Here is a 23,747-nt window from a genome sequence, read left to right on the forward strand (position 1 = left end):
CCGTACCCGCCCGCCCCAGACATGCCCTCATGTCCGGGGCGGGCAGGCGACCGGCGGGCAGCGGGCAGGCGCCGCGAGCGCCTTCAGTGCTCCTCGCTGCCCGACGCGCTCGGTGGTCACCACCCCGGTCGGCACCGGGTCGGGGCGGTCGACCGGGTCGGCCCCGCTCCCCTGCCCGGCGTCGCGGGGCACACGGCCGGGAAACGCCGGCGGCGAGGGGGCGAGCAGGAAGCGGGCGCCGTCCCGCTCGGCGACGGCCAGTGCGGTACGGGTGCCGAGGCTGCTCGCGTCGAGGATCTCCACGGGCCGGTCGGGCCAGGCGGCCGGTGCGGCCCGGCCCGTTAGGTGCAGGACCAGGTCGTAGGGGCCGGTGAGTGCCTCCGCGCAGCCGGGGTCGGAGATGTCCCACTCCAGGAACCGGAAGCCGGGGCGGCCCGCCAGCGGGGCGAGCTTCTCGGCCCGGCCGGTGGAGAGGTCGTCCAGGCAGTCCACCTCGGCACCCGCGTCGAGCAGGCGGGTGCACAGGTGGGAGCCGAGGAAGCCCGCACCGCCGACCACCAGGGCACGGTCCCGGGGCGGCCGGGTGTGCGACCACGGACCGAACGTCGCCGTCGGCATCATCCGGACGACCTCCTTCCGCCGCGGAGCGCTGACGAGCGGGCCCCGGGGGCCCGGGCGGGTCGCGTTCATGCTCCGGTGTCCGCCGCGCCCCCTGCGCCGGCCGAGCGGACAGGACACCGTGGTGACCGTCACTCCCCCGGGTCTTGACCCGGGGCGCGCGGAGACCTGTGGTCAAGCACACTCGGCAGGTCAAAGGGTTTGCTTGGTGGGGGAATTGGGGGTGCGGGGCATGCCCTCGGGCGGACGTCGGCGAGGACCGGCCGGTCCCTTCTGGCACGATGGTCGGCGCCGTCATCCGGCTCGGTGGAGTGGCCGCGCAGCGCAGCCGGTCTTCCCGCTCCCCCTCCCCCTTCCCTTCCGGGTCCCCGACCCGTCTTCGAGTGGCGCACTGTGTCTTCTTCCCCTGTCTCCGCCGTCTCCGCCCCGCCTGCCTCCGCACCGGCGTCGCGTTCGCCGTGGCGGTCCCTGCGGTACCGCAGCATGCGCTGGTGGTCGGTCGCGAACTTCGTCTCGAACGCCGGCACCTGGATGCAGCTCACGGTGCAGAACCTGCTGGTCCTGCAGATCACCGGGTCCGCCGCCGCGACGGGCTTGTCGATGTCCGTCCAGGCCGCGCCCGCGCTGCTGATCAGTGTGTTCGGCGGCGCCGCCGTCGACCGCTGGCCGCGGAAGCTGACCGCCGCCGTCAGCCAGGCCCTGCTCGGCGCGGTCGCCTTCGCGACGGCGCTCCTGGTCGCGCTGGACCGGCTCGACGTGACGACCCTGATGGTGCTGGCCGCCGTCACCGGTGTCATCGCCACCGTCGACGGCCCGGCGTGTTCGCTGCTGGGCAACGACCTGGTCCCGGCGGAGGACGTGCCCTCGGCGATCGGTGTGGGCGCGCTGGTGCACCAGGCGGGCCGGCTCACGGGTGCCGCGCTGGCCGGAGTGGCGGTCGGCTTCCTCGGGACGGCCGCCGCCTACGCGGCCAACGGGCTCTCGTTCCTCTTCGTGGCCTCGGTCGTCCCCTTCCTGCGTCCGGCGCGCGGGGCGGCGGGGCACACCGGCAAGGCCGCGCGCCACGAGCGGTCGGACAGCCTGTCGGTGCGGGAGGGGCTGGCCTTCTTCGCGCGCCGTCCGCGGCTGCTGGCGCTGGCCGGCGTCACCGGGATCAGCGCGGTCTTCGGGCGCAACTACCAGCTCACGCTGGCGGTGCTGGTGACCGGGCCGCTCGCGGGCGGCGCCGGGTCGTTCGGCACGGTGTCGACCGTGCTGGCGGCCGGAGGCATCGTCGGCGCCGTCCTGGGCGCCCGGTTGCGCCGGCCCTCCGTGCGGGTCGTGGGCGCGCTGGCGGCGGCGGGCGGGCTGTTGCAGGTGGTGGCCGGTCTCTCACCGTCGCTTGCCGTCCTGCTGGTGATGGTGCTGCCGATGGCCGTGGTGGAGTCCGTCTCCGACACCGCGGGCACCTCGGTGCTGCAGACCGACCCGCCCGCGCACCTGCGGGGCCGGGTGCTCGGCGTGTGGGGCAGCATCGGCACGGTGTGGGGTCTCGGCGGCCCGCCGGCGCTCGGCCTGCTGATGGAGCTGGCCGGCGCCCGCGGTGCCCTGGTCGCGGGCGGGCTGATCATCGCCGTGTCCATCACCGCGGGCCACCTCCTGCACGGCCGCCGCTCCGAGGAGGGGGTGGCGCTGCGGGCCGGGGACGCGGACGTGCCCGCCAGGGTGGCGCTCGGGACGGCAGCCTGAGCGGGAGGCCCGCGGCGCTGCCGCCGGGCGGCCACGGCGCGGCGCGACGGGGTCCGTGGGCGCTGTGGCCGCGACCGGCCCGGCGGAGCCCGCGGGCGGTCCTCGGGAGGGTGGCCTGCCGCTCGCCCCGCGACCCGGCCGCAGCCCGGCGTCCCGCCGGTCACCTCCCGCCGGTCGCATCCCGGCCCGCCACCGTCCGTACGGCCCCGGACGGCGGTGCCGGTGCACATGAGTCCCGTCCTTACCCTGGCGTGCGACCCTGGGCGGTCTTTGCCGATCACCGGGGGTCCGCCCGGTTCACGTGTGGGGAGAAGAAGCCCTGAGTACCGCCGTCCTCGCCGAGGCCGTTCCCATCGTCCTGCTGCTGGGCGTGCTGGCCTTCGCCGTGCTGCGTCCCCGGGGGCTGCCTGAGGCGGTGGCCGCCGTGCCCGCCGCCGCGCTGGCCGTGGCCCTCGGCACGGTCACCCCGCACCAGGCGTGGGAGCAGACGCGTACGCTCCTGCCGGTCGTCGCCTTCCTCGCCCTGGTGCTGGTGCTGGCGCACCTGTGCGCCAGGGAGGGACTGTTCGAGGCCGTCGGGGCGGCCGTGGCACGCCGCTGCGGCGGGAGTCCGTCGCGGTTGCTGGCCGGGGTGTTCGCGATGGCCTGCGCGGTCACGGCGGTGCTCAGTCTGGACGCCACCGTCGTCCTGCTCACCCCGGTGGTCCTGGCCACCGCGTCCCGGGCCGGCGCCCGGTCCCGCCCGCACGTGTACGCCACGGCGCACCTGGCGAACTCCGCCTCACTGCTCCTGCCGGTCTCCAACCTGACCAACCTGCTGGCGTTCACGGCGAGCGGCCTGTCCTTCACCAGGTTCGCCGCGCTCATGACGCTGCCGTGGCTCGCCGCGATCGCCGTCGAGTACGTGGTGTTCCGCCGTTTCTTCCGCGCGGACCTGACGGAGCCCGGGCCCGTCGGCCACCCGCCCGCGCTCCCGGCCGGCCGGGAGCCGCCGTCCGGTCTCCCGCCGGCGCCGGCCGTGCCCCGGTTCACCGTCGTCGTCGTGGCGCTGACCCTGGCCGGGTTCGCCGTGTCCTCGCCGCTGGGCCTGGACCCCGCGTGGGCGGCGCTCGGCGGTGTGCTGGTGCTCGGCGGGCGGGCGCTGGCCCGGCGCCATGCCGGGCCCCGGGAACTGGTGGGTGCCGCGTCCCCGCTGTTCTGCCTGTTCGTGCTGGCGCTGGGGGTCGTCGTGCAGGCCGTGATGGCGGGCGCCCCGGCCACCGGGCTCGGACGGCTGCTGCCGCACGGCGACTCGCTGCCGGCGTTGCTGGGGGTGGCGGCGGTGGCCGCGGTGCTGGCCAACGTCGTCAACAACCTGCCGGCCGTCCTTGCCCTGCTCCCGCTGGCCGCGCCCGCCGGGCCGGGCCAGGTCCTCGCCGTACTGATCGGCGTGAACCTGGGTCCGAACCTGACCTACGTCGGCTCCCTCGCGACCCTGCTCTGGCGGCGGATCCTGCACGGGTACGGCATCGAGGCCGACCTGGGCCGGTTCACCCGGCTCGGCCTGCTCACCGTGCCCGCCACGGTGATCGCCTCGACCGCGGCCCTGTGGGCGTCGCTCCAGGTCGTCGGCACCTGACCCCGGGGCGCCCCCCGGCGCGGGCCCGCCCCTGCCGTCGGTCCCTGGGCGCACCCGCTGGCCCGCCCCCCGTCGGCCCTGGGGCGCACCACTCGCAGGACCTTGCGGCGCACCGGGCCACCGGGCCGGGGCGGGGCGGCAGGCCGGCCACCGGGCCGGTCACTGGGTCGCCACGACGAGGCACCGGCGCAGTTCCTCGGCCGCCTCGGGTGCTCCGGTGACCGTCACACCGCCGTCCTCGTCGCCTTCGCGGTTCCACAGCCGGCGCAGCAGTGCCTCCGGGGAGCCGCTCAGCGTCACGTCCGCCGTGCCGTCACCGTCCCCGTCCGTCACGGAGAACTCGCCGGGGCCCGTCCGCACCCGCCACGCCGCGTCCCCGGCACGCAGCAGGACGGTGCGCCCCGGTGAGCCGTCCAGGACGTCGGCGAAGTACTCGCCCCATTCGGCGACGGAGAAGGCGGCGAAGATCCTGAGCAGTTCGTCGATGCCGTCCACGGCGAGGTCGGCCGGCACGGGCGCGACGGGCTGCCCGGTGGCCAGCTCGGCGTCGATCCGGTGGACGACGGTCTCCTGGGCCATCCGCCGGATCCAGAAGCCGACGCTCTGGTCGGGGCCGTACCAGGTGGCGGCCGGGTCCTTGGGAGCGCGGGTCGCGAACTCGGCGCGCAGGGCGGTGTACCCCCGGTCGAGCAGCGCGGTGGGTTCCTCCTCCGCGAACTCCGGCGGCGGCCAGGGCTCGGGCTCGACCCCCTCGCGCATGGCGACGGTCTTGTGCAGGTAGACCTCGCCCACGTGACGGGTCAGATCGGCCACCGTCCAGCCGGGGCAGGTGGGCACCGGGGCGTCGGCGTCGTTCTCCACGACGGCCCGCAGCCGGTCGTGGTCGACGGCGAGGCAGTCGAGGTAGCGGGTGAAATCCATGCCGCAGAGCCAAGCACAGGCTCAGGGCCGGGGCGCGGTGTTTTCCGCCCCGGTGCTCGGGCGGGTGCTCACCAGGTCACGGTGGGGACGGCGGGCCGGCGGACGGCCTCGACGGCGTCCCGCAGATGCAGGGCGACGGTGATCAGCGCGCGCAGGGCGGAGGGGCGCAGGCTCTGGGCGCTCTCGGCGGCCAGCACGAGCAGGCAGCCCGCGGCCTGCTCCACGACCGGTACGGAGAACGCGAAGTCGTCACCGTCGGCCCCGCGGAACGCGCGCCAGGGGGTCGCGGCTCCGTCGATGGCCTTCTGGACGGCGTGCTCGAGGTGCTGTGCGGCCTGTTCGCACACGGGGGCCGGCAGGATGATGGTGCGATGGAACGCTGAACTGGTCATAGTCCCACTGCTCCCCCGCGTCCGGGGCGTCCAACGGCACACCGGGCGTCTTTCACCGGGTCGGCGGCAGTCCGTCTCCGACCTGGTGACCGTGTGTGCCACGAAACGGTGACCGTGTGTGCCACGACGACGCCTGCGCCGGCCGCGGCCGGGTTCACCGGTCGGCCGGTGACGTGACCGGTGAGCGCCGGTGGTCCGCTCCCTCACCGAGGTGTTCCTCGACGACGGACGCACGGTGACGGTCGAGCGCGGCGACGACGCGGGTGCGGCACGGGCCTGCGTCGGCCGGCCGACGCAGGCGCCCGGCGCGGGCGCCATGCGGATCCCGGCAGTGGTCGGCGAGGACGGGCGCCGGCTGGTCACCGACCGCGTGCCCGAGGGCCGGGCGAGTGCCCGGGCGGCCGTCCGGTTCGGCCGGGAACCGGCGGCGCTGCACGCGGCCGGAGCACCCGCGTTTCGGCGCCGCGCCGCCCGGCGGACCCGAGGAGGCGTTCATCGGCCGGGCGCGGATGCGCAACGTCGTCGGGAGCGACTGGTGGCGCTGGTACGCGGAGCACCGGGCGCTGGCGTACCTGCGCCGCGCCGTCGCCGCCGGCACCGTCCGACCCGGCGAGGCGGCCGAGATCGAGCGGGTCTGCGCGCGTCGGCGTGCACCGGCTCTTCCCGCTGCTGGTGCACGCCGTGCTCTTCGGGCGCGGCTACGCCGAGCAGGCCCTCGCGGCGGCCCGGGCGGCGTGGCCACCCGGGCCGTTGAGCGTCAACGCGTCACGACGTGCCGCTCGTTGGGCACGCAGTGGGTCATCTTCAGGCCCTCGACATCCCGCGGCGGGTTCTTGCCGAGGTTGGCGAGCCGCTCGCGGTCCTCGTCGGTGAGGTCCTGACTGGCCAGCGGCTCCAGGTGCCGGACGTCCTGCGGGCTGATGCCGATGCCCTCGCCCACCCGCAGTCCGAGGTCGTTCTCGACCAGCAGGAAGTGCCACACCATGCGCTCCTGCACCGGCCGGTCGCACTGGGAGAGCAGGTCGACGAAGTTCGCCACGAGGTCGTCGCGCTCCCACTCCTCCAGCAGCAGGTAGCGCTGCCCGGCCTGCACGTAGTCGTTGGTGCGCGGGATCCGCTTGCGGGTGAGCCGGCCCTGGATCTCGGGTCCCTGCTCGTCGTGCGTCGGGTACTCGCCCTCGCGCAGGCCGCCGGTGATCGACGGCTCGTAGTTGACGATCGGGTTCTCCCCGCCGCCGTCCTGGTGGTAGGCCATCTGGCCGTCGCGCTGGTTGGTGCGCACGTGGGCGTTCTTGGCCTGGTTGACGGGCAGCTGGAGGTAGTTCGGGCCCACCCGGTAGCGCTGGGTGTCGCTGTAGGAGAAGGTGCGGCCGACGAGCATCTTGTCGTCGGAGAAGTCCAGCCCGTCGACGAGGACGCCGGTGCCGAAGGAGATCTGCTCGTTCTCCGCGAAGTAGTTCTCCGGCATCCGGTCGAGCACCATCCGGCCGACCGGCTTCGACGGGAACTCGTTCTCCGGCCAGGTCTTGGTGTCGTCGAGCGGGTCGAAGTCCAGTTCCGGATGGTCGTGGTCGTCCATCATCTGGACGAGCAGTTCCCACTCGGGATGGTCGCCGCGCGTGACGGCGTCGTAGAGGTCCTTCGTGGCGTGGCCGAGGTTCTGCGCCTGGACGTTGGCGGCGTCCTCCTCGGTCATGCTGCGGACACCCTGCTTGGGCATCCAGTGGTACTTGACCAGCTTGGTCTCGCCCGCCGCGTTGACCCACTTGTAGGTGTTGACGCCGAAGCCCTGCTGGTGGCGGTAGTCCGCCGGGATGCCGCGCGGACTGAACAGATTGATCAGCATGTGCATGCACTCCGGCGTCTGCGACATGAAGTCGAAGATGCGCCGGGGCTGCTGCTCGAACGTCACCGGGTCCGGCTTGAGGGCGTGGATGACGTCCGGGAACTTGATCGCGTCACGGATGAAGAAGACGGCCAGGTTGTTGCCGACGAGGTCCCAGTTGCCGTCCTCCGTGTAGAACTTCACCGCGAAGCCGCGGGGGTCGCGTGCCGTCTCGGCGGAGTCGCGGCCGCCGATGACGGTGGAGAACCGGACGGCCAGGTCGGTGCGCTTGCCCCGCTCCTGGAACAGCTTCGCCCGGGTGTAGCGGTCGATCGGTTCGTCGCCCCACGCGCCGTACGCCTCGAAGTAGCCGTACGCGGTGACCCCGCGGGCGTGCACGACGCGCTCGGGGATGCGCTCACGGTCGAAGTGGCTGATCTTCTCCAGGAACTGGTAGTTCTCCAGCGTGGCGGGGCCGCGGGCGCCGACGGTGCGCTGGTTCTGGTTGTCGTAGACGGGGTGCCCCTGGCGGTTGGTGAGCACCTTGCGGTCGTCGCCCGGGGCGGGCCCCTGGCTCGATACGTCCGTCATGTTCGTGGGCTCCTTCGACTCGTGGCCGCCCTCGGACGCGGCCCTGAGCTGCGAGGCGGCCGTCGGCCGCGCACATGGGCGCTCCGGGTACCCCGCCATGCAAGGTCCGACACCTACCGATTTGTACTGTTTCCTTATCACGCGCAAGGGCCCTGGGCACCCTGCAGAGGGGTCCAGGGGCCGCGCGGACCGGGCGGGTACCCGGGGCGCCACGGGGCACACGGCACTTCCGGACCGGGACCGCAACCCGTGGCCCGAACGGCGCCGTTCGGCGCAGTCGTCTCGCCCGGCGCGACACCGCGAGCCGGGCGACGTTCCCCTCACGGCCCCCGTGTCCCACTGGGCCTCATGTCCCACTGAGCCTCATGTCTCGTTGGGACATTTTCGGGTGTACGCTCGGAGGCATGACGGCGACGAAGCCTCCCCCCGCCCCCGAGGACCGGCGGCAGCGCAAAGCGCGGCGGACCCGCGACGCGCTGGCCACCGCCGCCTGCGACCTGATCCTCGATCGCGGGTGCGCGGCGACCACCGTCGAGGCCATCGCCGAGCGCGCCGACGTCACCCGGCGCACCTTCAGCCGGCACTTCGCCGGCAAGGAGGACGCCGCCCTCGACTTCGTCCGCCGGGACGGCGACCGCATCAACGCGCTGCTGCGGGCCCGGCCCGCCGACGAGCCGCCCCTCCTCGCCTACCGGCGGGCCGTGCGCGACTGGCTGGCCGACCGGGAGGACCCCGCCTGGCACGTACGTCCGCGCATGCGCCGGCTGGTGGCCCTGGCCGACAGCGAGCCCGACCTGTTCGCCGCCTACCAGCGCATCCGGGTCGACGCCCAGGAGGAGTCGATCCGCATCGTCGCCCGTCGGCTCGGCACCGACGAGACCCGGGACGTCCGTCCCGCGGCCGTCGTCGACGCCGCCGCCGGGGTCCTGATCGCCGCCCTGCGCCTGTGGGCGCGCGGCGACGACCGGGACTCGGGAGCCGCAGACCTCGCCGCCCTCGTGGAGCGGGCCTACGACGCCCTGATCTCGGGGGCCGCGGCCGCGGCCCCCGACAGCACCACCGAAGAGCGAGAAGCACCATGAGCACCACCGACACCACCCCCGCCGTCCACACCGCCGAGTTCGCGGGCCGCACCGCCCTCGTCACCGGGGCCGCCTCCGGCATCGGCCTGGCCACCGCCCGCCGCCTCGGAGCCGGCGGCGCGAAGGTCGTCGTCGCCGACTTCGACACCGAGGGCGCCGAGAAGGCCACCGCCGAACTGAGGGCGCGGGGCGTCGAGGCCGCCGCCGTCGAGCTGGACGTGACCCGCCCGGAGTCCGTCGAGGCGGCCGTGCGTCTCACCGTCGACACCTTCGGCGGCCTGGACCTCGCCGTGAACAACGCGGGCATCGGCGGCCCGAGCGCCCCGACCGGCGCGTACGACGTGGACGCCTACCAGCGCGTCGTGCGCACCAACCTCGACGGCGTCTTCTACTCGATGCGCTACGAACTGCCCGCCATGGAAGCGACCGGCCGCGGCGGCGCCATCGTCAACGTCGCCTCCATCCTCGGCTCGGTGGGCTTCGCCGGCTCCCCCGCCTACGTCGCCGCCAAGCACGGCGTGGTCGGGCTGACCAAGGCCGCCGCCGCCGAGTACGCCGCCCAGGGCATCCGCGTCAACGCGGTCGGCCCCGGCTTCATCGACACCCCGCTGCTCAAGGAGATGGACAAGGCCGCCCACGACGGGCTGGTGGCCCTGCACCCGGCCGGCCGCCTCGGGCGCTCCGAGGAGGTCGCCGAGCTGATCGCCTTCCTGCTGTCGGACCGCGCGTCCTTCGTGGCCGGCAGCTACCACCTGGTCGACGGCGCCTACACCGCCGTCTGACACCGCCCGCTCACCAGGGGGACCACGGACCGGGGGGAGAACGAAGGAGTTCGCCATGAAGGCACTGCAATACCGCACCATCGGCGCCCCGCCCGAGGTCGTGACGGTCCCCGACCCGGAACCCGGCCCCGGCCAGGTGCTGCTGAAGGTCACCGCCGCCGGCGTGTGCCACTCCGACATCGCGGTGATGAGCTGGCCCGCGGAGGGCTTCCCGTACGAGCTGCCGCTGACCCTCGGCCACGAGGGCGTCGGCACCGTCGCCGCGCTCGGCGCCGGTGTCACCGGCCTGCGCGAGGGCGACGCGGTCGCCGTGTACGGGCCCTGGGGCTGCGGCACCTGCGCCAAGTGCGCGGAGGGCAAGGAGAACTACTGCCTGCGCGCCGACGAGCTGGGCATCCGCCCGCCCGGGCTCGGCCGGCCCGGTTCGATGGCCGAGTACCTGCTCGTCGACGACCCGCGGCACCTGGTCCCGCTGGACGGGCTCGACCCGGTGGCGGCGGTGCCCCTGACGGACGCCGGGCTGACGCCGTACCACGCCATCAAGCGGTCGCTGCCCAAGCTGGTCCCCGGGTCGACCGCGGTGGTCATCGGCACCGGCGGCCTCGGCCACGTCGCCATCCAGTTGCTGCGCGCGATGACGTCCGCCCGGGTCGTCGCCCTCGACGTCAGCGAGGACAAGCTGCGCCTCGCCCGCGAGGTGGGCGCGCACGAGGCGGTGCTGTCGGACGCCAGGGCGGCGGAGGCGGTGCGCGAGCTGACCGGCGGCCTCGGCGCCGAAGCCGTGTTCGACTTCGTCGGTGTGGCGCCGACGGTGAAGACGGCGGGCGCCGTCGCGGCCGTCGAGGCCGATGTCACGCTGGTCGGCATCGGCGGCGGGTCGCTCCCCGTCGGGTTCGGGCTGCTGCCGTTCGAGGTGTCGGTCAGCGCCCCCTACTGGGGCAGCCGCAGCGAGCTGATCGAGGTGCTGGGCCTCGCCCGCTCGGGTGCCGTGTCGGTGCACACGGAGACCTACTCCCTGGACGACGCCCCGCTCGCCTACGAGCGGTTGCACGAGGGGAAGGTCGACGGCCGCGCGGTGATCCTTCCGCACGGCTGACCGCTCCGGCCCGCGGGACGCCCGGCGTACGGGCCGAAGGGGCGCGACCGGTCCCCCGTTCCGGTCGTGCCCCCGCGGCCCGTCGAACCTATGTGGACGGCTCCGCCATTGTGAATCGCGTCGGTGCCCGCTGCCGGGCCGTCCGGACTCACCCGTGCACAGGTGAGTCCGGATGGCCCGGTTTCGTCCCGTGCAGGAGGGGCTGTTCGAGGTCCCCCGCCGCGAGGTGGGCCAGCACCACCTCGTACAGGTCGCTGCCGGCGGCGAGCAGCCGGCGTTCGAGGACGGGCTCGGCGCTGCGGACGTGCTCGCGCACGGTCTGGGGGTGCACGCCCAGCGTCCGCGCGGCCCGTTCGGCGTTCGCGCCGACGGCGAGCCAGGTGCGCAGGGTGCGCCGCAGCCTGCGGGTGTCCGGCTCCAGACGGCCGAGCAGGTCGCCGGCCCAGCCGCGCAGTGCCGGCCCGGCCAGCAGGTCGGTGAGGCGGGCGGGAGCGGGGCTCCCGGCACCGCCGTCGGTGAGGCACTGTTCCAGCCCCACCTGGGCGTTGAGGGCGAGGTGGACGGTGGCGCGGGCGCTCAGGTCGGTGAAGTCGGTGCGCAGCAGCGCCTCGACCCGCTCCATGCGGGCGCGGACGGTGTTGCGGCTGACACCGAGGATCTTCGCCGCGGAGACGGCGGTGAACTCCAGGCCCAGACGGGTGGTGGCGAGCAGTTCGGCGCGGATGTGGTGCGGCAGGGCGTCGAGGGGGCGCAGCACCTGGGCGGTCCAGCCGTGCAGCTCCGCCGGGTCCATCAGGCGCTCGGGGTGGGTCCGCTCGGCGTACACCGCCGCCTTCCCCGGACGGAACCGGGCGACGGCGAGGGCGCTCACGGCCTGCCCGTAGGCGGTGGCGGTCCGGGCGAGGCTCTGGCGGGCGCTGCCGCCGAGGAAGACGCCGGGGGTGCGGCCGACGAGCGAGCGCAGCTGCCGGCCGGCCGCCTCGCGGGGCGCGAGCACGATGACGTGGCCGTCCATGGCCGGGCACCGTACGACCAGCGTCCGGTCCTCCGTCGCCGCCCGGCACTCCTCGGCGAGCCGGTCGCGTTCCTCCGGGCGGCTCTCCACGACGTACACGCACGCCGTGTCGGTGTCGAGCAGACCCGGCCACAGCCCGGCGGCCACGCGCCGGGCGGAGACGGTGTCCTCGACCATCAGCAGTTGCAGGATGGCCAGGCGGAGGTCGGAGGTCGCCCGCCGCAGCCGGTGTCCGGCCTCGGCCGACTCGTGGCCCGCCAGCAGCAGCTCCACCACCTGGGCGGTGTGCGTGACGATGTCGGCGGCCCGCCGGTCGAACGGCCTGTCGCGGGCGACCGCGAGAACGGCGGCCGGTGCCGGGTGGACCCGCTCCACCCGGACGAGCCGCAGGTGCCGGCCCCGGTCCTCCAGGGCGGCGGAGGCGATCCGGCCCGACGCGAGAGCGGCGAGCAGATCCTCGTCCAGCGGAGCCCGGGTGCCGGCCAGCAGGCGGCCGGTGCCGTCCTGCAACGACACCGTGGCCTGCGCGGCGCCGGCGAGCCAGGTCACGACCTTGCGGACGTCGCGTCCGGCCGGCCGCAGGTGGCCCAGCAGCTCCGCCGCCCACTCCACCCGCTCACCGGCCCCGGCATCCCGCTGCCGTGTCCCGTCCTCGCGGCCCGCCACCGGCCTTCTCCTCGCCCTCGGCTCGTTTCCCGGCCCAGACCGGGGACGTTACCGCATGGCCCCCCGCCGCCCGCCCCGCCGGCGGGAGCCGCCGGCCCGGCCCGCACCGCCGAACCGGGCCCGTGCCGCCGACCGGGCCGGTGCCGCGGACCGGGCGCTGTCGGGCGGGGCGCCCGGGCGGGCATAAGCTCGGTGAATGGCGAAGTACTTCGACGTGCACCCCGAGAACCCCCAGCCGCGCAGCATCGCCCAGGTCGCCGACAGCGTCCGCTCCGATGCGCTGATCGCGTACCCGACGGACTCCTGCTACGCCCTGGGCTGCCGACTGGGCAGCCGCGACGGCATCGACCGCATCCGCTCGATCCGGCAGCTGGACAGCCGGCACCACTTCACCCTGGTGTGCCAGGACTTCGCGCAGCTCGGCCGTTTCGTGCAGATCGACAACGACGTGTTCCGCGCGATCAAGGCCTCCACCCCCGGCAGCTACACCTTCATCCTCCCGGCGACGAGGGAGGTGCCGCGCATGCTCCAGCATCCGAAGAAGAAGACCGTGGGCGTGCGCATCCCCGACCACGTCGTCACCCAGGCCCTCCTCACCGAGCTGGGCGAGCCGCTGCTGTCGAGCACCCTGCTGCTGCCCGGCGAGGAGGAGCCGATGACCCAGGGCTGGGAGATCAAGGACCGGCTCGACCACGTGGTGGACGCGGTGATCGACTCCGGCGACTGCGGCACGGAGCCGACCACGGTCGTGGACTTCTCCGGCGGCGAGGCGGAGATCGTGCGGCGGGGCGCGGGCGACACGACCCGCTTCGAGTAGCGGGCCGGCGCGGGGAGTTGGCGCCCGGGTCCCGGCATGGTCCCGCGCGCGGGGCGTTGTTACCGTGCCCGGGTGTCCAACTCCTCACGTGAAACCGCCGAAGGCGCCGGCTGGGGCTCCACCGAGCGCGGCTCCTACCGGGAGCTGATGCCGCAGCGCACCGAGAAGCTGTCCTGGCTCAGTCCCCGAACCCTGTGGGCCGCCCGCAACGGCGTACTGGCCTCCTGGTTCGGGGACCCGACGGGCCGCACCCGCGCCCGCTGGACGGCACAGCGGACGGCGGCCGGCGCACCGGCCGACCGGATCGTCCGGCGTGCCGACCCGGACCGGTTCTCGTTCCTGGTCGTCGGCGACACCGGAGAGGGCGACGACCCCCAGTACGCCGTCGTCCCGGGTCTGCTGAAGGCCGGTCAGGACACGAGCTTCGCCGTCGTCGCCAGCGATGTCATCTACCCGGTGGGCAGCGCCGACGACTACGGCCCGAAGTTCTTCCGCCCGTACCGCGACTATCAGGCGCCGATCTACGCGATACCGGGGAACCACGACTGGTACGAGGACCTCGGCGCGTTCATGCGCGTGTTCTGCGACGACGCCCCGCCCCTGCCGCCGGAGCCGGCTCCGCGCCCCCTCACCCGGGCCTGGCTGCGGAACCTGCTGTGGCACCGGCCCCGTCCGGACGACGGCCGGCACCTGGACGAGGCGCGCGCGATGCGCTCCGCGCCCGTCCAGCAGGCCGTCCAGCCGGGTCCCTACTGGGCGATCGACGCCGGCCCGGTGCGGATCGTCGGCATCGACACGGGGCTGCTCGGCACGGTGGACGCCGAGCAGGGCGCGTGGCTGCGCGAGGTGTCCCGGGCGCCGGGCCCGAAGATCCTCGTCACGGGCTCGCCGCTGTACGTGGACGGCGAGCACCACCCGTGCCCCGTCGAGGGCGGCGGGACGGTCGACGACATCGTCCGCGACCCCGCCCACCACTACGTCGCCGCGATAGGCGGTGACATCCACAACTACCAGCGCTACCCCGTCGACGTGGGCGGCCGCACCGTTCAGTACGTCGTCGCGGGCGGCGGTGGGGCGTTCATGCACGCCACCCACACGATCCCCCGGGTGTCGGTGGCCGGGGTCACCGAGGAGGACTTCCGCTGCTATCCGCTGCGGGGCGACTCCCTCGCCTTCTACAGCCGGCTGTACGGCCGGCGGCTGCGGCTGCGGCGCTTCTTCACCCTGACGGAGGCCGAGGCGACGGCCGTGATCACCGAGCGCCTCGGCATCCGCCCGGCGCGCGCCCCGCGGACCGACGCGCGGGTCACCCGGCGCACCCGGCTGGTCGCCGGCCTGCTGGGCACCGGACGGCGGCCCGACCGCGAGAAGCGCTTCCGGCTGCCGGTGCGCAAGATCTACACGCAGCTCTTCTCACCTGGCTCGGCCACGTACAGCCCGCCCTTCTTCAAGTGCTTCCTGCGGCTGGACGTCACCCCGGAGGCGGTGCGGCTGCGGTGCCACGCCGCCACCGGCAACCGGGCTCAGGAGCTGGACCCGCCGGTCGAGGACGAGGTGACGATCCCCCTCGTCTGAGGGTCCCGCCGCGCACCGGTGGCCCGGGCTCACCAGCGGCCCGGTGCGCTGCCGACGACCGCCTCCGAGCGGGTGCCGTCCACCCCGGCCGGCACGTCACCGGCGAGCATCACCCGGTGCAGGGTCCGCGGGTGGTCGAGGTGGGCGTTGTCGCTCGGGGCGAGATGGATGGTGGCCCGGTTGTCCCAGAAGGCGACGCTGCCCGGCCGCCAGCGGAAGCGGACCGTGTACTCGGGCCGGGTGGCGTGCTCAAGGAGCAGTTCCAGGACCGCCGCGCTCTCCGGGCGGGAGAGCCCGGAGATCTGCTCCACGTAGTAGCCGTTCACGAACAGCACCCGCTCCCCCGTCTCCGGGTGAACGCGTACCAGCGGGTGCACGGAAGCGGTCTGATGGTCCAGCAGGTGCCGGACGTAGGCGTCGTCGCCCGGCCTCGGCTGGTAGCCGACGCCCAGGCGGTGTTCGGCGCGCAGTCCGTCCACGAAGGCGCGCATCGGGGCGGAAAGCCCGGCGTAGGCGGCGGCGAGGTTCGACCAGGTGGTGTCGCCGCCGTACGGCGGGACCGTCTCGGCGCGCAGGATCGTGGCGGCGGGCGGGTCGACGCGGGCGCCGTGGTCGCAGTGCCAGCCGCGCAGCAGCGTGTGGCGCCGGCGCCGCAGCCACTCGTCGTGCTCCATCCCGAACCGTCCCCCCAGCTCCAGCCGGTCGGCGGTCGTCTCGACCTCCGGGAAACCGGCCGGTGACGCCTTGCCGCGCCTGGGCAGGACGACCGGATCGCCGAAGAGGCGCGCGAACGCCACGTGCCCCGCGTGGTCGAGCCGCTGGTCGCGGAAGAACACCACCTTCCAGCGCAGCAGTGCCGCCCGGACCACCCCGACCTGCGCCGCGTCGAGACCGCGGGCCAGATCGAGACCGTGGATCTCGGCCCCGATGTGTCCGGCGGCCGGCTCCACCTCGATCCCCGCCGCCCGCGCCGCCCTGCTCTCGGCCGTACGTTCCACCGTCGTCCTGTCGGTCGTCATGCGCACTCCGTTGGTCGGTCGGTCGTCCCGTCGGTCGTCCGTTCGGACTCCGGCAGAGATCGTGGCAGACCGGGGCCGCGCTCCTCTCCCCCGCCGTCCGGTTGATCACCGGTCGTCCCGTGGGCGACGCTGGACGGGCGGCAGCCCGCCGCACACGGTCGAGGGAAGGTCCCACGGTGATCAGCATCCCGGCACACACGCTCAACGACGGCACCTCGCTCCCCGCCCTGGGGCTGGGCACTTGGCCGATGACGGACGACGAGGCGCGGAGGGCGGTGCGCGAGGCCCTGGAGACGGGCTACCGCCTGATCGACACGGCCGCGAACTACCGCAACGAGACCGGCGTCGGCCGGGGCCTCGCCGACAGCGGGGTGCCCCGCGACCAGGTCGTGGTGACGACCAAGCTGCCCGGCCGGCACCACGGCTACGAGGAGACCCTCGCCTCCTTCGAGGAGTCCCGGGCCCGGCTCGGGGTGGAGTACGTCGACCTGTACCTGATCCACTGGCCGCTGCCCCGCGTGGACAAGTACGTCGACTCCTGGAAGGCGATGGTCAAGCTGCGCGAGGACGGCCTGGTGCGCTCGGTCGGCGTCTCGAACTTCACGGCCGGGCACATCGAGCGGCTGGAGCAGGAGACCGGCGTGCTGCCGTCCGTCAACCAGATCGAGCTGCACCCGCTCCTCCCGCAGGAGGAACTGCGCGCCTTCCACGAGCGCAAGGGCATCCGCACCGAGAGCTGGAGCCCGCTCGGCCGCGGCAGTGACCTGCTGGACGATCCGGTCCTCGCCGAGGTCGCCGCGGCGCACGGGGTGACCCCCGCCCAGGCGGTCCTGCGCTGGCACACCCAGCTCGGCGCCGTGCCCGTCCCGAAGTCCTCCGACCCGGCGCGGCAGCGGGCCAACCTCGACGTGTTCGGCTTCGACCTGGACGCCGGTCAGCTGCGCAGGGTCGCGGACCGCGCGCACCGGCGGATCGGCGGCGATCCCGAGGTGCACGAGGAGTTCTGACCGGGTCACTCCTCGGGCAGGGCCTGTTCGGCCCAGATGGTCTTGCCGGTGCCCGTCTGCCGGCTGCCCCAGCGCTGGGTGAGCTGGGCGACCAGGAGCAGGCCGCGGCCGCCCTCGTCGTAGGCGTGGGCCCGGCGCAGGTGCGGTGAGGTGGAGCTGCCGTCGGACACCTCGCAGATGAGGGCTCTGTCGCGGATGATGCGCAGTTGGATGGGCGGCTCGCCGTACCGGATGGCGTTCGTGACGAGTTCGCTGACGACCAGTTCGGTCACGAACGCCGCCTCCTCCAGGCCCCACCGCGCCAACTGCTCGTTGACGGAAGCCCGGGTGGCGGCCACGTGCGCGGGGTCCGGCCGGACGTCCCAGGTGCGGATCCGGTCGGCGCCCAGCGCCCGGGTCCGGGCCAGGAGCAGTGCCACGTCGTCACCGGGTTCCTCGGGCATCACGGCCTTGAGCACGGTGTCGCAGAGTGCGTCGAGCGAGTGGGCGGGCACGGACAGCGCACGGCACAGCTCCGCGGTGGCGTGGTCGACGTCCCGGTCGCGGTCCTCGACGAGGCCGTCCGTGTAGAGGGCGACCACGGAGCCCTCGGCCAGTTCCAGTTCCGTCGCCTCGAACGGCAGTCCGCCGACGCCGAGCGGCGGTCCCGCGGTCATGCGGACCAGCCGGGTGGTGCCGTCGGGGAGGACGACGGCCGGCGCCGGGTGGCCGGCCGAGGCGAGGGTGAGGCGGCGGGTGACCGGGTCGTACACGGCGTACAGGCAGGTGGCACCCAGCTCGGCGACTTCCTCGCCCACCTCGCCGGCCGCGAGGTGGCTGACGAGATCGTCCAGGTGGGTGAGGAGTTCGTCGGGGGGCAGGTCGACGTCGGCGAGGGTGCGGACGGCCGTGCAGAGACGGCCCATGGTCGCGGTGGAGGGGATGCCGTGGCCGACGACGTCGCCGACGACCAGGGCGACCCGGCTGCCGGACAGCGGGATCACGTCGAACCAGTCACCGCCGATGCCGGCCGCCGACACGGAGGGCAGGTAGCGGTGGGCCACCTCGACCGCCGCCTGACCGGGCAGGTCCCTGGGCAGCAGACTGTGCTGGAGGGCCAGGGCGGTGGAGCGCTCGCGGGCGAAGCGGCAGGCGTTGTCGATGCAGACGGCGGCCCGGCTGGCGAGCTCCTCGGCCAGCACCAAGTCGTCCTCGACGTACGGGGCCTGGGACCCGGAGCGGACGGCCACCGCGACGCCGAGCGTGGTACCGCGGGCCCGCAGCGGCACCGCCAGGGTGGAGCGGACGCTCAGGCGGTAGGCCCGGTTGTGCGGGGCCTGCTCGTTGCGGACCCGCATCCACCGGTCGAAGTCCGGGTCGCCGGGGCCGGTGAGTACCGCGCGCCCCTCCCGCAGCGCCCGCGCGGGCGCCGAGTACGGCGGGTAGACGTCGGTCCCGCCCAGGTGCACGGACGCCCGGGGGAAGCCCTCGGTGGCGGCGCTGTGGGCCACCCGGCGCAGTTCGATGTCCTCGGCCGGGACCGCGAAGGGCTCCACCGAGCCCAGCACCCATTCGAGCAGGTCGACGCTGGCGAAGTCCGCGAAGCGGGGGACGAGGAGGTCGATCAGCTCCTCGGTGGTGCGTACGACGTCCAGGGTGGTGCCGATACCGGTGGCGGCCTCGTTCAGCAGGGCCAGCCGCTGCCGCGTGCGGTGCTGCGCGGTGCTCTCGAAACCCGCCACGGCCACGGCCACGACCTCGTCGGACGCGTCGCGGACGGGCCACATCTCGATGGTCCAGGCGTGCTCGCCGAGGTGGGAGGAGGAGGACGTGAAGGTCTCGTAGTGCGCGGGCCGGCCGGTGTCCACGACCTGCCGCAGATGCCGCAGGAATCCCGCCCCGTTGGCGTCGAGGTCCTCCATGACGTCGGACAGCCGGCGTCCGATCAGGTCCTCATGCGGCAGCCCCAGCATCCGGCGCGCCATGTCGTTCACCCTGAGGTAGCGCTGGCGGGTGTCGTGGACGGACATCGACAGGGACGCCTGCTGGAAGGTCTCCCCGGTCAGGCGCAGGCCGCTGCCGTCCGACGGTTCCACGGTCACCGCGTACCCGGACGGGGTACCGTCCGCCCCCAGCAGCGGCAGCCCGCGCAGGGGCAGCGCCAGGGTGGAGCCGTCCCGGTGACGGAGGAGGACCTCACCGGACAGTCCGGACAGCGTCCGGGGCGGCGGCTCCTGGACGAGCAGGTCCCGCGCGGAACGGCCGACGGCCTCCTCGGCCGGATAGCCGGTCAGCCGCCGGGCGCCCTCGCTCCACCCCGTCACCGTGCCGTGCACGTCCAGGGTCGCCGCAGCGGAGACATGCTCCATAGCGTCCAGGATTGCCCCGTTGCGGCCGGGTTTCAACCGCGCGGGGGCGGAGCGCTATCCGCGGTGAGCGCGCAGCGCCGCCAGGGCGCGGTCGGCGTGGGCGCTCATCCTCACCTCGCTGCGAACGACCTCCAGGACCGTGCGGTCCTGTCCGATGACGAAGGTGACCCGCCTGGTGGGAGCCAGGGCGAAGCCTCTCCGTACGCCGAACAGCTCGCGCACCGCGCCGTCGGCGTCGGACAGCAGCGGCATCCCGAGGGCGTGGCGTCCGGCGAACTCCTGCTGCCGCTCGACGGCGTCGCCGCTGACACCGACGGGGCGGGCGCCCGCGGCGGCGAACTCGGCGGCGAGGTCGCGGAAGTGGCAGGCCTCGGCGGTGCAGCCGCGGGTGAGGGCGGCGGGGTAGAAGAACAGGACGACCGGGCCGCCCGCGAGCAGCTCGGACAGGCGGCGCGGGGCGCCCGTCTCGTCCGGCAGGGTGAAGTCCTCGACCGTGTCGCCCACGGCCGGGCCGCGGCTCACGACCGGCCCTCGCTGCCCCGGGCGACGCCGCGGGCCCACAGCACCAGCGGCACCTGCACCGGCAGCCGGCCGTAGGCGGCGGCCTTCTGCGGCGTGGGGCGGTGCCGCCAGTCCACGGCCATCTTGACGTTGGCGGGGAACACCCCGACGAAGAAGGCGGCCGCGGCCAGCGCGGCCGCCTTGCGGGTGCGCGGCAGCGCGATGCCGGCGGCGAGCGCCAGCTCGGCGGCGCCGCTGGCGTAGGTCCACGCCCGGGGCGAGCCCGGCAGGCCGCGCGGCACGATCGCGTCGAAGGTGCGGGGGCGTGCGAAGTGGGCGGCGCCCGCGGTGGCCAGCAGGCCGGCGAGCAGCAGGGGCGATCGTTCGGAACGGGACACGGTTCCTCCTCCGGGGGGCCTGGCGCGCGATATTACTCGACGGTAAGGACGGGGGGCGCACCGGCGCCGGTGCGGTCGCGGTGGGCGCCGGGCGGGCGGCCGGAAGAGCGGTGGGACATGCCGGTGAACGGGCCGGCCGAGGACCGGCCCGGCCCGCTGATCCCTCACCCCCAGGCGCCCCTCACGGCCCGCCCCGGGGCGTGACGGGCGCCCGCCACATGCCCACGATCGCGTCGACGAGGCCGTCGGCGGTCTCCTGCCAGGTGGCCCGCGGGGTGGGCCGCCCTTCGGCGAGCGCCCGCTCCCGTTCGCCGGCCACGTGCACGATCAGGTGGCGTGCCATGTCGCCCCGTTCGGCCCGGACCTCGTCCGGCAGGGCCGGCATGCACCGGTTCCGCCCCTCGATGATCGCGCGCAGCGAGGGGGAGGCGCGGGACTGCTCGACCATGATCTGCCGCAGCACCGGATCGGTCATCACCTGGGCGCAGAACCGGGCGAACCAGGTGGGGTTGCCCAGCGCGGCCAGATGGTCGAACTGGGGCCGCACCAGGCAGTCCACCCAGTCGCGCAGGTCCGTCGCATCGCCGAGGGCGGCCAGCTGCCGGGCCCGCAGCTCCTCGACGCCCCGTGAGTGCCGCTCGGCAATGGCCCGCACGAGGTCGGTCTTCGTGCCGAAGTGGTAGCCGACCGCGGCGTTGTTGCCCTGCCCGGCGGCCTCGCTGACCTGACGGTTGGAGACCGCGTACACGCCGTGCTCGGCGAACAGCCGCTCGGCCGTGGTCAGGATCAGCTGCCGGGTCGCGCTGACCTGTTCCGCCCGTACCGCCCTGCCCGCCATGCTCACCACCGCGCCGGGACCTTCCTCAGGTACCGCGACGGCCAGTCCCTCGAGTCGTCGCAGGTCCGCCGTCGAGCGGCGCCTTCCCGGAAGCCTACGCACCCCCGGCTGCGGGACGGTGCGCGGCCCGGGCGCGCGGGCCGCTCCCTTGTACCCGTACAGTACGTCAAGCGACTGATTTAAATGGTGCTCGCACACCGATCTCACGCCGTGACCCGAAAGGCACCCCCATGCCCGCTTCTCCCGCCGCACCCCCCGGCGCCGCCGAGACGGCCGCCGCGCCGCGGCCCAACGCCGTGGTGGCGGTACTGGCCCTGGCCGGGATCGTCGTCTCGCTGATGCAGACCCTGGTCATCCCGATCGTCCCCGAGCTGCCCGAGCTGCTCGACGCTCCGGCCTCGGACGCGGCCTGGGCGGTGACCGCCACGCTCCTCGCGGCCGCGGTGGCCACGCCGGTCGTCGGCCGGCTCGGCGACATGGTCGGCAAGCGGCGGATGCTGCTGCTCAGCCTGGTGCTCCTGATCGCCGGATCGGCGGTCTGCGGACTGAGCGACTCGCTGGTCCCGATGGTCGTCGGCCGCGCCATGCAGGGGTTGTCCGCCGCCGTGATCCCGCTCGGCATCAGCATCATGCGCGACGAACTGCCCGCCGAGCGGCTGGCCGGCGCCACCGCCCTGATGAGCGCCTCGCTCGGGGTCGGCGGCGCGCTCGGCCTGCCCGCGGCCGCGTTGATCGCGGACAACCTCGACTGGCACATGCTGTTCTGGGTCTCCGGCGCACTCGGCGCCGTCGCCCTGGTGCTGGTGCTGGCGCTCGTGCCCGAGTCGGCGGTGCGCACCGGCGGCCGCTTCGACGTCCCGGGCGGCATCGGCATGGCGGCCGGTCTGGTGTGCCTGCTGCTGGCGATCTCCAAGGGGGCCGACTGGGGCTGGTCCAGCGGCACCACGCTCGGCCTGTTCGCGGCGGCCGTCGTCGTGCTCCTGGTGTGGGGCCGCTGGGAGCTGCGCACCGCGCAGCCGCTGGTGGACCTGCGCACCACCGCCCGCCGCCAGGTGCTCTTCACCAACCTGGCGTCCATAGCGGTCGGCTTCTCGATGTTCGCGATGTCCCTGGTGCTTCCGCAGCTCCTTCAGTTGCCCGAGGCGACCGGTTACGGCCTCGGCCGCTCCCTGCTGACCGCGGGCCTGGTCATGGCGCCGTCCGGCCTGGTGATGATGGCGTTCGCCCCCGTCTCCGCCAAGGTCTCCAAGGCCCGCGGACCCAAGGTGACCCTGATGATCGGCACGGTGATCGTCGCGGCGGGCTACGGGCTGGGCATCGTGCTGATGGCCGAGGTGTGGCACCTGGTGCTGTTCTCCTGCGTCATCAGCGCGGGCATCGGCTTCACCTACGGCGCCATGCCGGCGCTGATCATGGGTGCGGTACCGGCCGCCGAGACGGCCGCCGCGAACAGCCTGAACACCCTGATGAGGTCCATCGGCACGTCGGTGGCCAGCGCCGTGGCCGGTGTGATCCTGGCGCAGATGACCATCAGCCTCGGCGGCTTCGCCCTGCCGTCCGAGAACGCCTTCAAGGTGGTCATGGCGATCGGCGCGGGCGCCGCCCTGCTCGCCCTCGTGATCGCGTCCTTCATCCCCCGGCACCGCCCCGCCGCCGGCCTGCCGCACCAGGCGCCGGCCGGCGGTGCGCGGCCGGAGACCGCTCCCGCCCGCTGACGGTGAAGGCGCCGGCTCCCGCGGGGACCGGCGCCGTTCGGGCGAACCTGCCGGGCAACGCGCGTGGCGGCCGGCGGGGTCGTCGAGAACTGACCCGTGGAGCTGCCGCTGATCCCTCCCATGCTCGCCACGCCCGGCGCCCTGCCGCCCGCCGCGCAGGACCCGCGCTGGGCGTACGAGACCAAGCAGGACGGCCAGCGCGTGGTGGTCTACCTGCCCGGCGACGGCAGCGTGCTGCTGCGTGCCCGCTCCGGCCAGGACATCACGGCCGCCTACCCCGAGCTGGCGCCCCTCGGCACCGCGCTCGGCACCACCCCCGCCGTCCTGGACGGAGAGGTCCTGGCCCTGGACGAACAGGGCCGCGCCGACTTCCAGTTGCTCCAGTCCCGGATGGGCCTGGCGCACGACCCGGGCCGGGCGGCGCACCGGGCGGCGAAGGTCCCGGCCCACCTGGTGCTGTTCGACGCCCTGCGCCTGGGAGGCCGCTCCCTCCTGCGGCTGCCCTACACAGACCGTCGCGGGCAGTTGACGGCCCTCGGACTCGACGGCCCCTCCTGGTCGACGCCCGGGGCCCTGGTCGGCCACGGCGAACAGGCGCTGCGCGCCACCCGCGAGCACGGGCTGGAGGGCCTGGTGTGCAAGCGGCTGGACTCGGTGTACGAGCCGGGCGTCCGCTCCCGGGCCTGGATCAAGATCCGCAACATGCGCAGCGAGGACGTCGTGGTCGGCGGCTGGCTGCCCGGCAAGGGGCGGCTCACGGGCCTGCCCGGCGCCGTCCTGGTCGGCCAGCGTGCCGCGGGCCGGCTGCGCTACGTCGGCGGGGTCGGCACCGGCTGGAGCGCGGCCGAGCGGACGGAGCTGGCCGCGCTGCTGCGGGCCGCCGAGACCGACGTGTGCCCCTTCGACCCCCTACCGCCGGTGCGAGGGGCGCGCTGGGCGGTCCCCCGGCTGGTCGGCGAGGTCCGTTACAGCACCCGCACCCGGGAGGGCCTGCTGCGCCAGCCGTCCTGGCTGAGGCTCCGTCCGGACCTCGCGCCCGAGGAGTCGGCCGCCGACCTCCCGGACGACGCGGTGTGACGCGACTCGGGCAAGGGGGCGAGTATTGGGCTCCCCTTCACCGCGGGGACGCCTGGGGCCCCTTGGCACGGGAGGGGACACACGGCACGCTGAAGTCCCCTTCCCCCCACCGTGGTTG

20 protein-coding genes and 1 pseudogene are annotated in these 23,747 nt (G+C 74.5%); 11 read left to right on the forward strand and 10 right to left on the reverse strand.

Translation table 11 applies throughout. The features are described from left to right. Positions 1 to 27: 27 nt before the first annotated feature. On the reverse strand, positions 28 to 690 hold the full coding sequence (locus AC07FV_RS32130) for an NAD-dependent epimerase/dehydratase family protein (RefSeq protein ID WP_479091109.1): 663 nt from the start codon (positions 688 to 690) through the stop codon (positions 28 to 30). Positions 691 to 1,011: 321 nt separating this feature from the next. On the opposite strand from AC07FV_RS32130, the gene AC07FV_RS32135 reads away from it, so the two are divergent. Beyond that, positions 1,012 to 2,346, forward strand: coding sequence for an MFS transporter (locus tag AC07FV_RS32135; RefSeq protein WP_479091110.1), 1,335 nt, complete (start codon positions 1,012 to 1,014; stop codon positions 2,344 to 2,346). A gap of 301 nt (positions 2,347 to 2,647) precedes the next feature. Then, positions 2,648 to 3,964 (forward strand): SLC13 family permease, encoded by a 1,317-nt coding sequence (locus AC07FV_RS32140; protein ID WP_479091111.1) that lies wholly within the window; start codon positions 2,648 to 2,650, stop codon positions 3,962 to 3,964. A 159-nt stretch (positions 3,965 to 4,123) separates the two neighbouring features. Here AC07FV_RS32140 and AC07FV_RS32145 read toward each other — a convergent pair whose 3' ends face one another. After that, positions 4,124 to 4,885, reverse strand: a complete 762-nt coding sequence (locus tag AC07FV_RS32145) for a maleylpyruvate isomerase family mycothiol-dependent enzyme (RefSeq protein WP_479091113.1) — start codon at positions 4,883 to 4,885, stop codon at positions 4,124 to 4,126. Between the two features lie 68 nt (positions 4,886 to 4,953). Beyond that, positions 4,954 to 5,277 (reverse strand): hypothetical protein, encoded by a 324-nt coding sequence (locus AC07FV_RS32150; protein WP_479091114.1) that lies wholly within the window; start codon positions 5,275 to 5,277, stop codon positions 4,954 to 4,956. 190 nt (positions 5,278 to 5,467) lie between these two features. Between AC07FV_RS32150 and AC07FV_RS32155 the strand changes: the two are divergent. After that, positions 5,468 to 6,012, forward strand: a pseudogene (locus AC07FV_RS32155) (fructosamine kinase family protein); the annotation flags it as partial. 22 nt (positions 6,013 to 6,034) lie between these two features. Here AC07FV_RS32155 and AC07FV_RS32160 read toward each other — a convergent pair. Further along, positions 6,035 to 7,693 carry a catalase gene (locus tag AC07FV_RS32160; RefSeq protein ID WP_479091116.1) on the reverse strand — a complete coding sequence of 553 codons (1,659 nt, stop codon included), beginning with the start codon at positions 7,691 to 7,693 and terminating at the stop codon, positions 6,035 to 6,037. Between the two features lie 404 nt (positions 7,694 to 8,097). Between AC07FV_RS32160 and AC07FV_RS32165 the strand changes: the two genes are divergently transcribed. The 3 genes from AC07FV_RS32165 to AC07FV_RS32175 are packed head-to-tail and all read left to right on the forward strand — an operon-like array spanning position 8,098 to position 10,653. Next, entirely contained in the window at positions 8,098 to 8,775 is a 678-nt protein-coding gene (locus tag AC07FV_RS32165) for a TetR/AcrR family transcriptional regulator (protein WP_479091117.1), read from the forward strand. Continuing rightward, complete coding sequence (locus AC07FV_RS32170) at positions 8,772 to 9,557, forward strand: SDR family NAD(P)-dependent oxidoreductase (protein ID WP_479091118.1); 786 nt, start codon at positions 8,772 to 8,774, stop codon at positions 9,555 to 9,557. Before AC07FV_RS32165 ends, AC07FV_RS32170 begins: the two co-directional genes overlap by 4 nt. Positions 9,558 to 9,612: 55 nt before the next feature. Beyond that, positions 9,613 to 10,653: an NAD(P)-dependent alcohol dehydrogenase gene (locus AC07FV_RS32175; RefSeq protein ID WP_479091119.1), complete on the forward strand. Its 1,041-nt coding sequence runs from the start codon at positions 9,613 to 9,615 to the stop codon at positions 10,651 to 10,653. 148 nt (positions 10,654 to 10,801) lie between these two features. Here the strand turns inward: AC07FV_RS32175 and AC07FV_RS32180 are convergent, their stop codons facing one another. Beyond that, a complete protein-coding gene (locus AC07FV_RS32180) occupies positions 10,802 to 12,334 on the reverse strand; it encodes a helix-turn-helix domain-containing protein (RefSeq protein ID WP_479091120.1) in 1,533 nt (510 codons plus the stop codon). Between the two features lie 196 nt (positions 12,335 to 12,530). Here AC07FV_RS32180 and AC07FV_RS32185 point away from each other — a divergent pair, with 196 nt between their 5' ends. Both AC07FV_RS32185 and AC07FV_RS32190 read left to right on the forward strand, forming a co-directional pair. Further along, the gene (locus tag AC07FV_RS32185) at positions 12,531 to 13,151 is read left to right on the forward strand and encodes an L-threonylcarbamoyladenylate synthase (protein ID WP_356609508.1); all 621 of its coding nucleotides are present in this window, start codon (positions 12,531 to 12,533) and stop codon (positions 13,149 to 13,151) included. A 72-nt stretch (positions 13,152 to 13,223) separates the two neighbouring features. Then, positions 13,224 to 14,726 carry a metallophosphoesterase family protein gene (locus AC07FV_RS32190; protein ID WP_479091122.1) on the forward strand — a complete coding sequence of 501 codons (1,503 nt, stop codon included), beginning with the start codon at positions 13,224 to 13,226 and terminating at the stop codon, positions 14,724 to 14,726. A gap of 29 nt (positions 14,727 to 14,755) precedes the next feature. On the opposite strand, the gene AC07FV_RS32195 is transcribed toward AC07FV_RS32190, so the two are convergent. Continuing rightward, a complete protein-coding gene (locus AC07FV_RS32195; protein WP_479091123.1) occupies positions 14,756 to 15,745 on the reverse strand; it encodes a TauD/TfdA dioxygenase family protein in 990 nt (329 codons plus the stop codon). Positions 15,746 to 15,921: 176 nt separating this feature from the next. Here AC07FV_RS32195 and AC07FV_RS32200 point away from each other — a divergent pair, with 176 nt between their 5' ends. After that, positions 15,922 to 16,752, forward strand: a complete 831-nt coding sequence (locus tag AC07FV_RS32200) for an aldo/keto reductase (RefSeq protein ID WP_479091124.1) — start codon at positions 15,922 to 15,924, stop codon at positions 16,750 to 16,752. A 5-nt stretch (positions 16,753 to 16,757) separates the two neighbouring features. Here AC07FV_RS32200 and AC07FV_RS32205 read toward each other — a convergent pair whose 3' ends face one another. The 4 genes from AC07FV_RS32205 to AC07FV_RS32220 form a co-directional block, all read right to left on the reverse strand. Continuing rightward, a complete protein-coding gene (locus tag AC07FV_RS32205) occupies positions 16,758 to 19,100 on the reverse strand; it encodes a SpoIIE family protein phosphatase (RefSeq protein WP_479091126.1) in 2,343 nt (780 codons plus the stop codon). A 54-nt stretch (positions 19,101 to 19,154) separates the two neighbouring features. Further along, on the reverse strand, positions 19,155 to 19,622 hold the full coding sequence (locus tag AC07FV_RS32210; RefSeq protein WP_479091127.1) for a peroxiredoxin: 468 nt from the start codon (positions 19,620 to 19,622) through the stop codon (positions 19,155 to 19,157). Further along, entirely contained in the window at positions 19,619 to 19,999 is a 381-nt protein-coding gene (locus AC07FV_RS32215; protein WP_479091129.1) for a DoxX family protein, read from the reverse strand. Before AC07FV_RS32215 ends, AC07FV_RS32210 begins: the two co-directional genes overlap by 4 nt. A gap of 181 nt (positions 20,000 to 20,180) precedes the next feature. After that, positions 20,181 to 20,837 (reverse strand): TetR/AcrR family transcriptional regulator, encoded by a 657-nt coding sequence (locus AC07FV_RS32220; protein ID WP_479091130.1) that lies wholly within the window; start codon positions 20,835 to 20,837, stop codon positions 20,181 to 20,183. A 230-nt stretch (positions 20,838 to 21,067) separates the two neighbouring features. On the opposite strand from AC07FV_RS32220, the gene AC07FV_RS32225 reads away from it, so the two are divergent. Beyond that, positions 21,068 to 22,552 (forward strand): MFS transporter, encoded by a 1,485-nt coding sequence (locus AC07FV_RS32225; RefSeq protein ID WP_479091131.1) that lies wholly within the window; start codon positions 21,068 to 21,070, stop codon positions 22,550 to 22,552. A 96-nt stretch (positions 22,553 to 22,648) separates the two neighbouring features. Then, positions 22,649 to 23,629 carry an ATP-dependent DNA ligase gene (locus AC07FV_RS32230; RefSeq protein ID WP_479091132.1) on the forward strand — a complete coding sequence of 327 codons (981 nt, stop codon included), beginning with the start codon at positions 22,649 to 22,651 and terminating at the stop codon, positions 23,627 to 23,629. Positions 23,630 to 23,747 lie beyond the last annotated feature (118 nt).

The organism is Streptomyces sp. NPDC045956 (assembly GCF_056430705.1).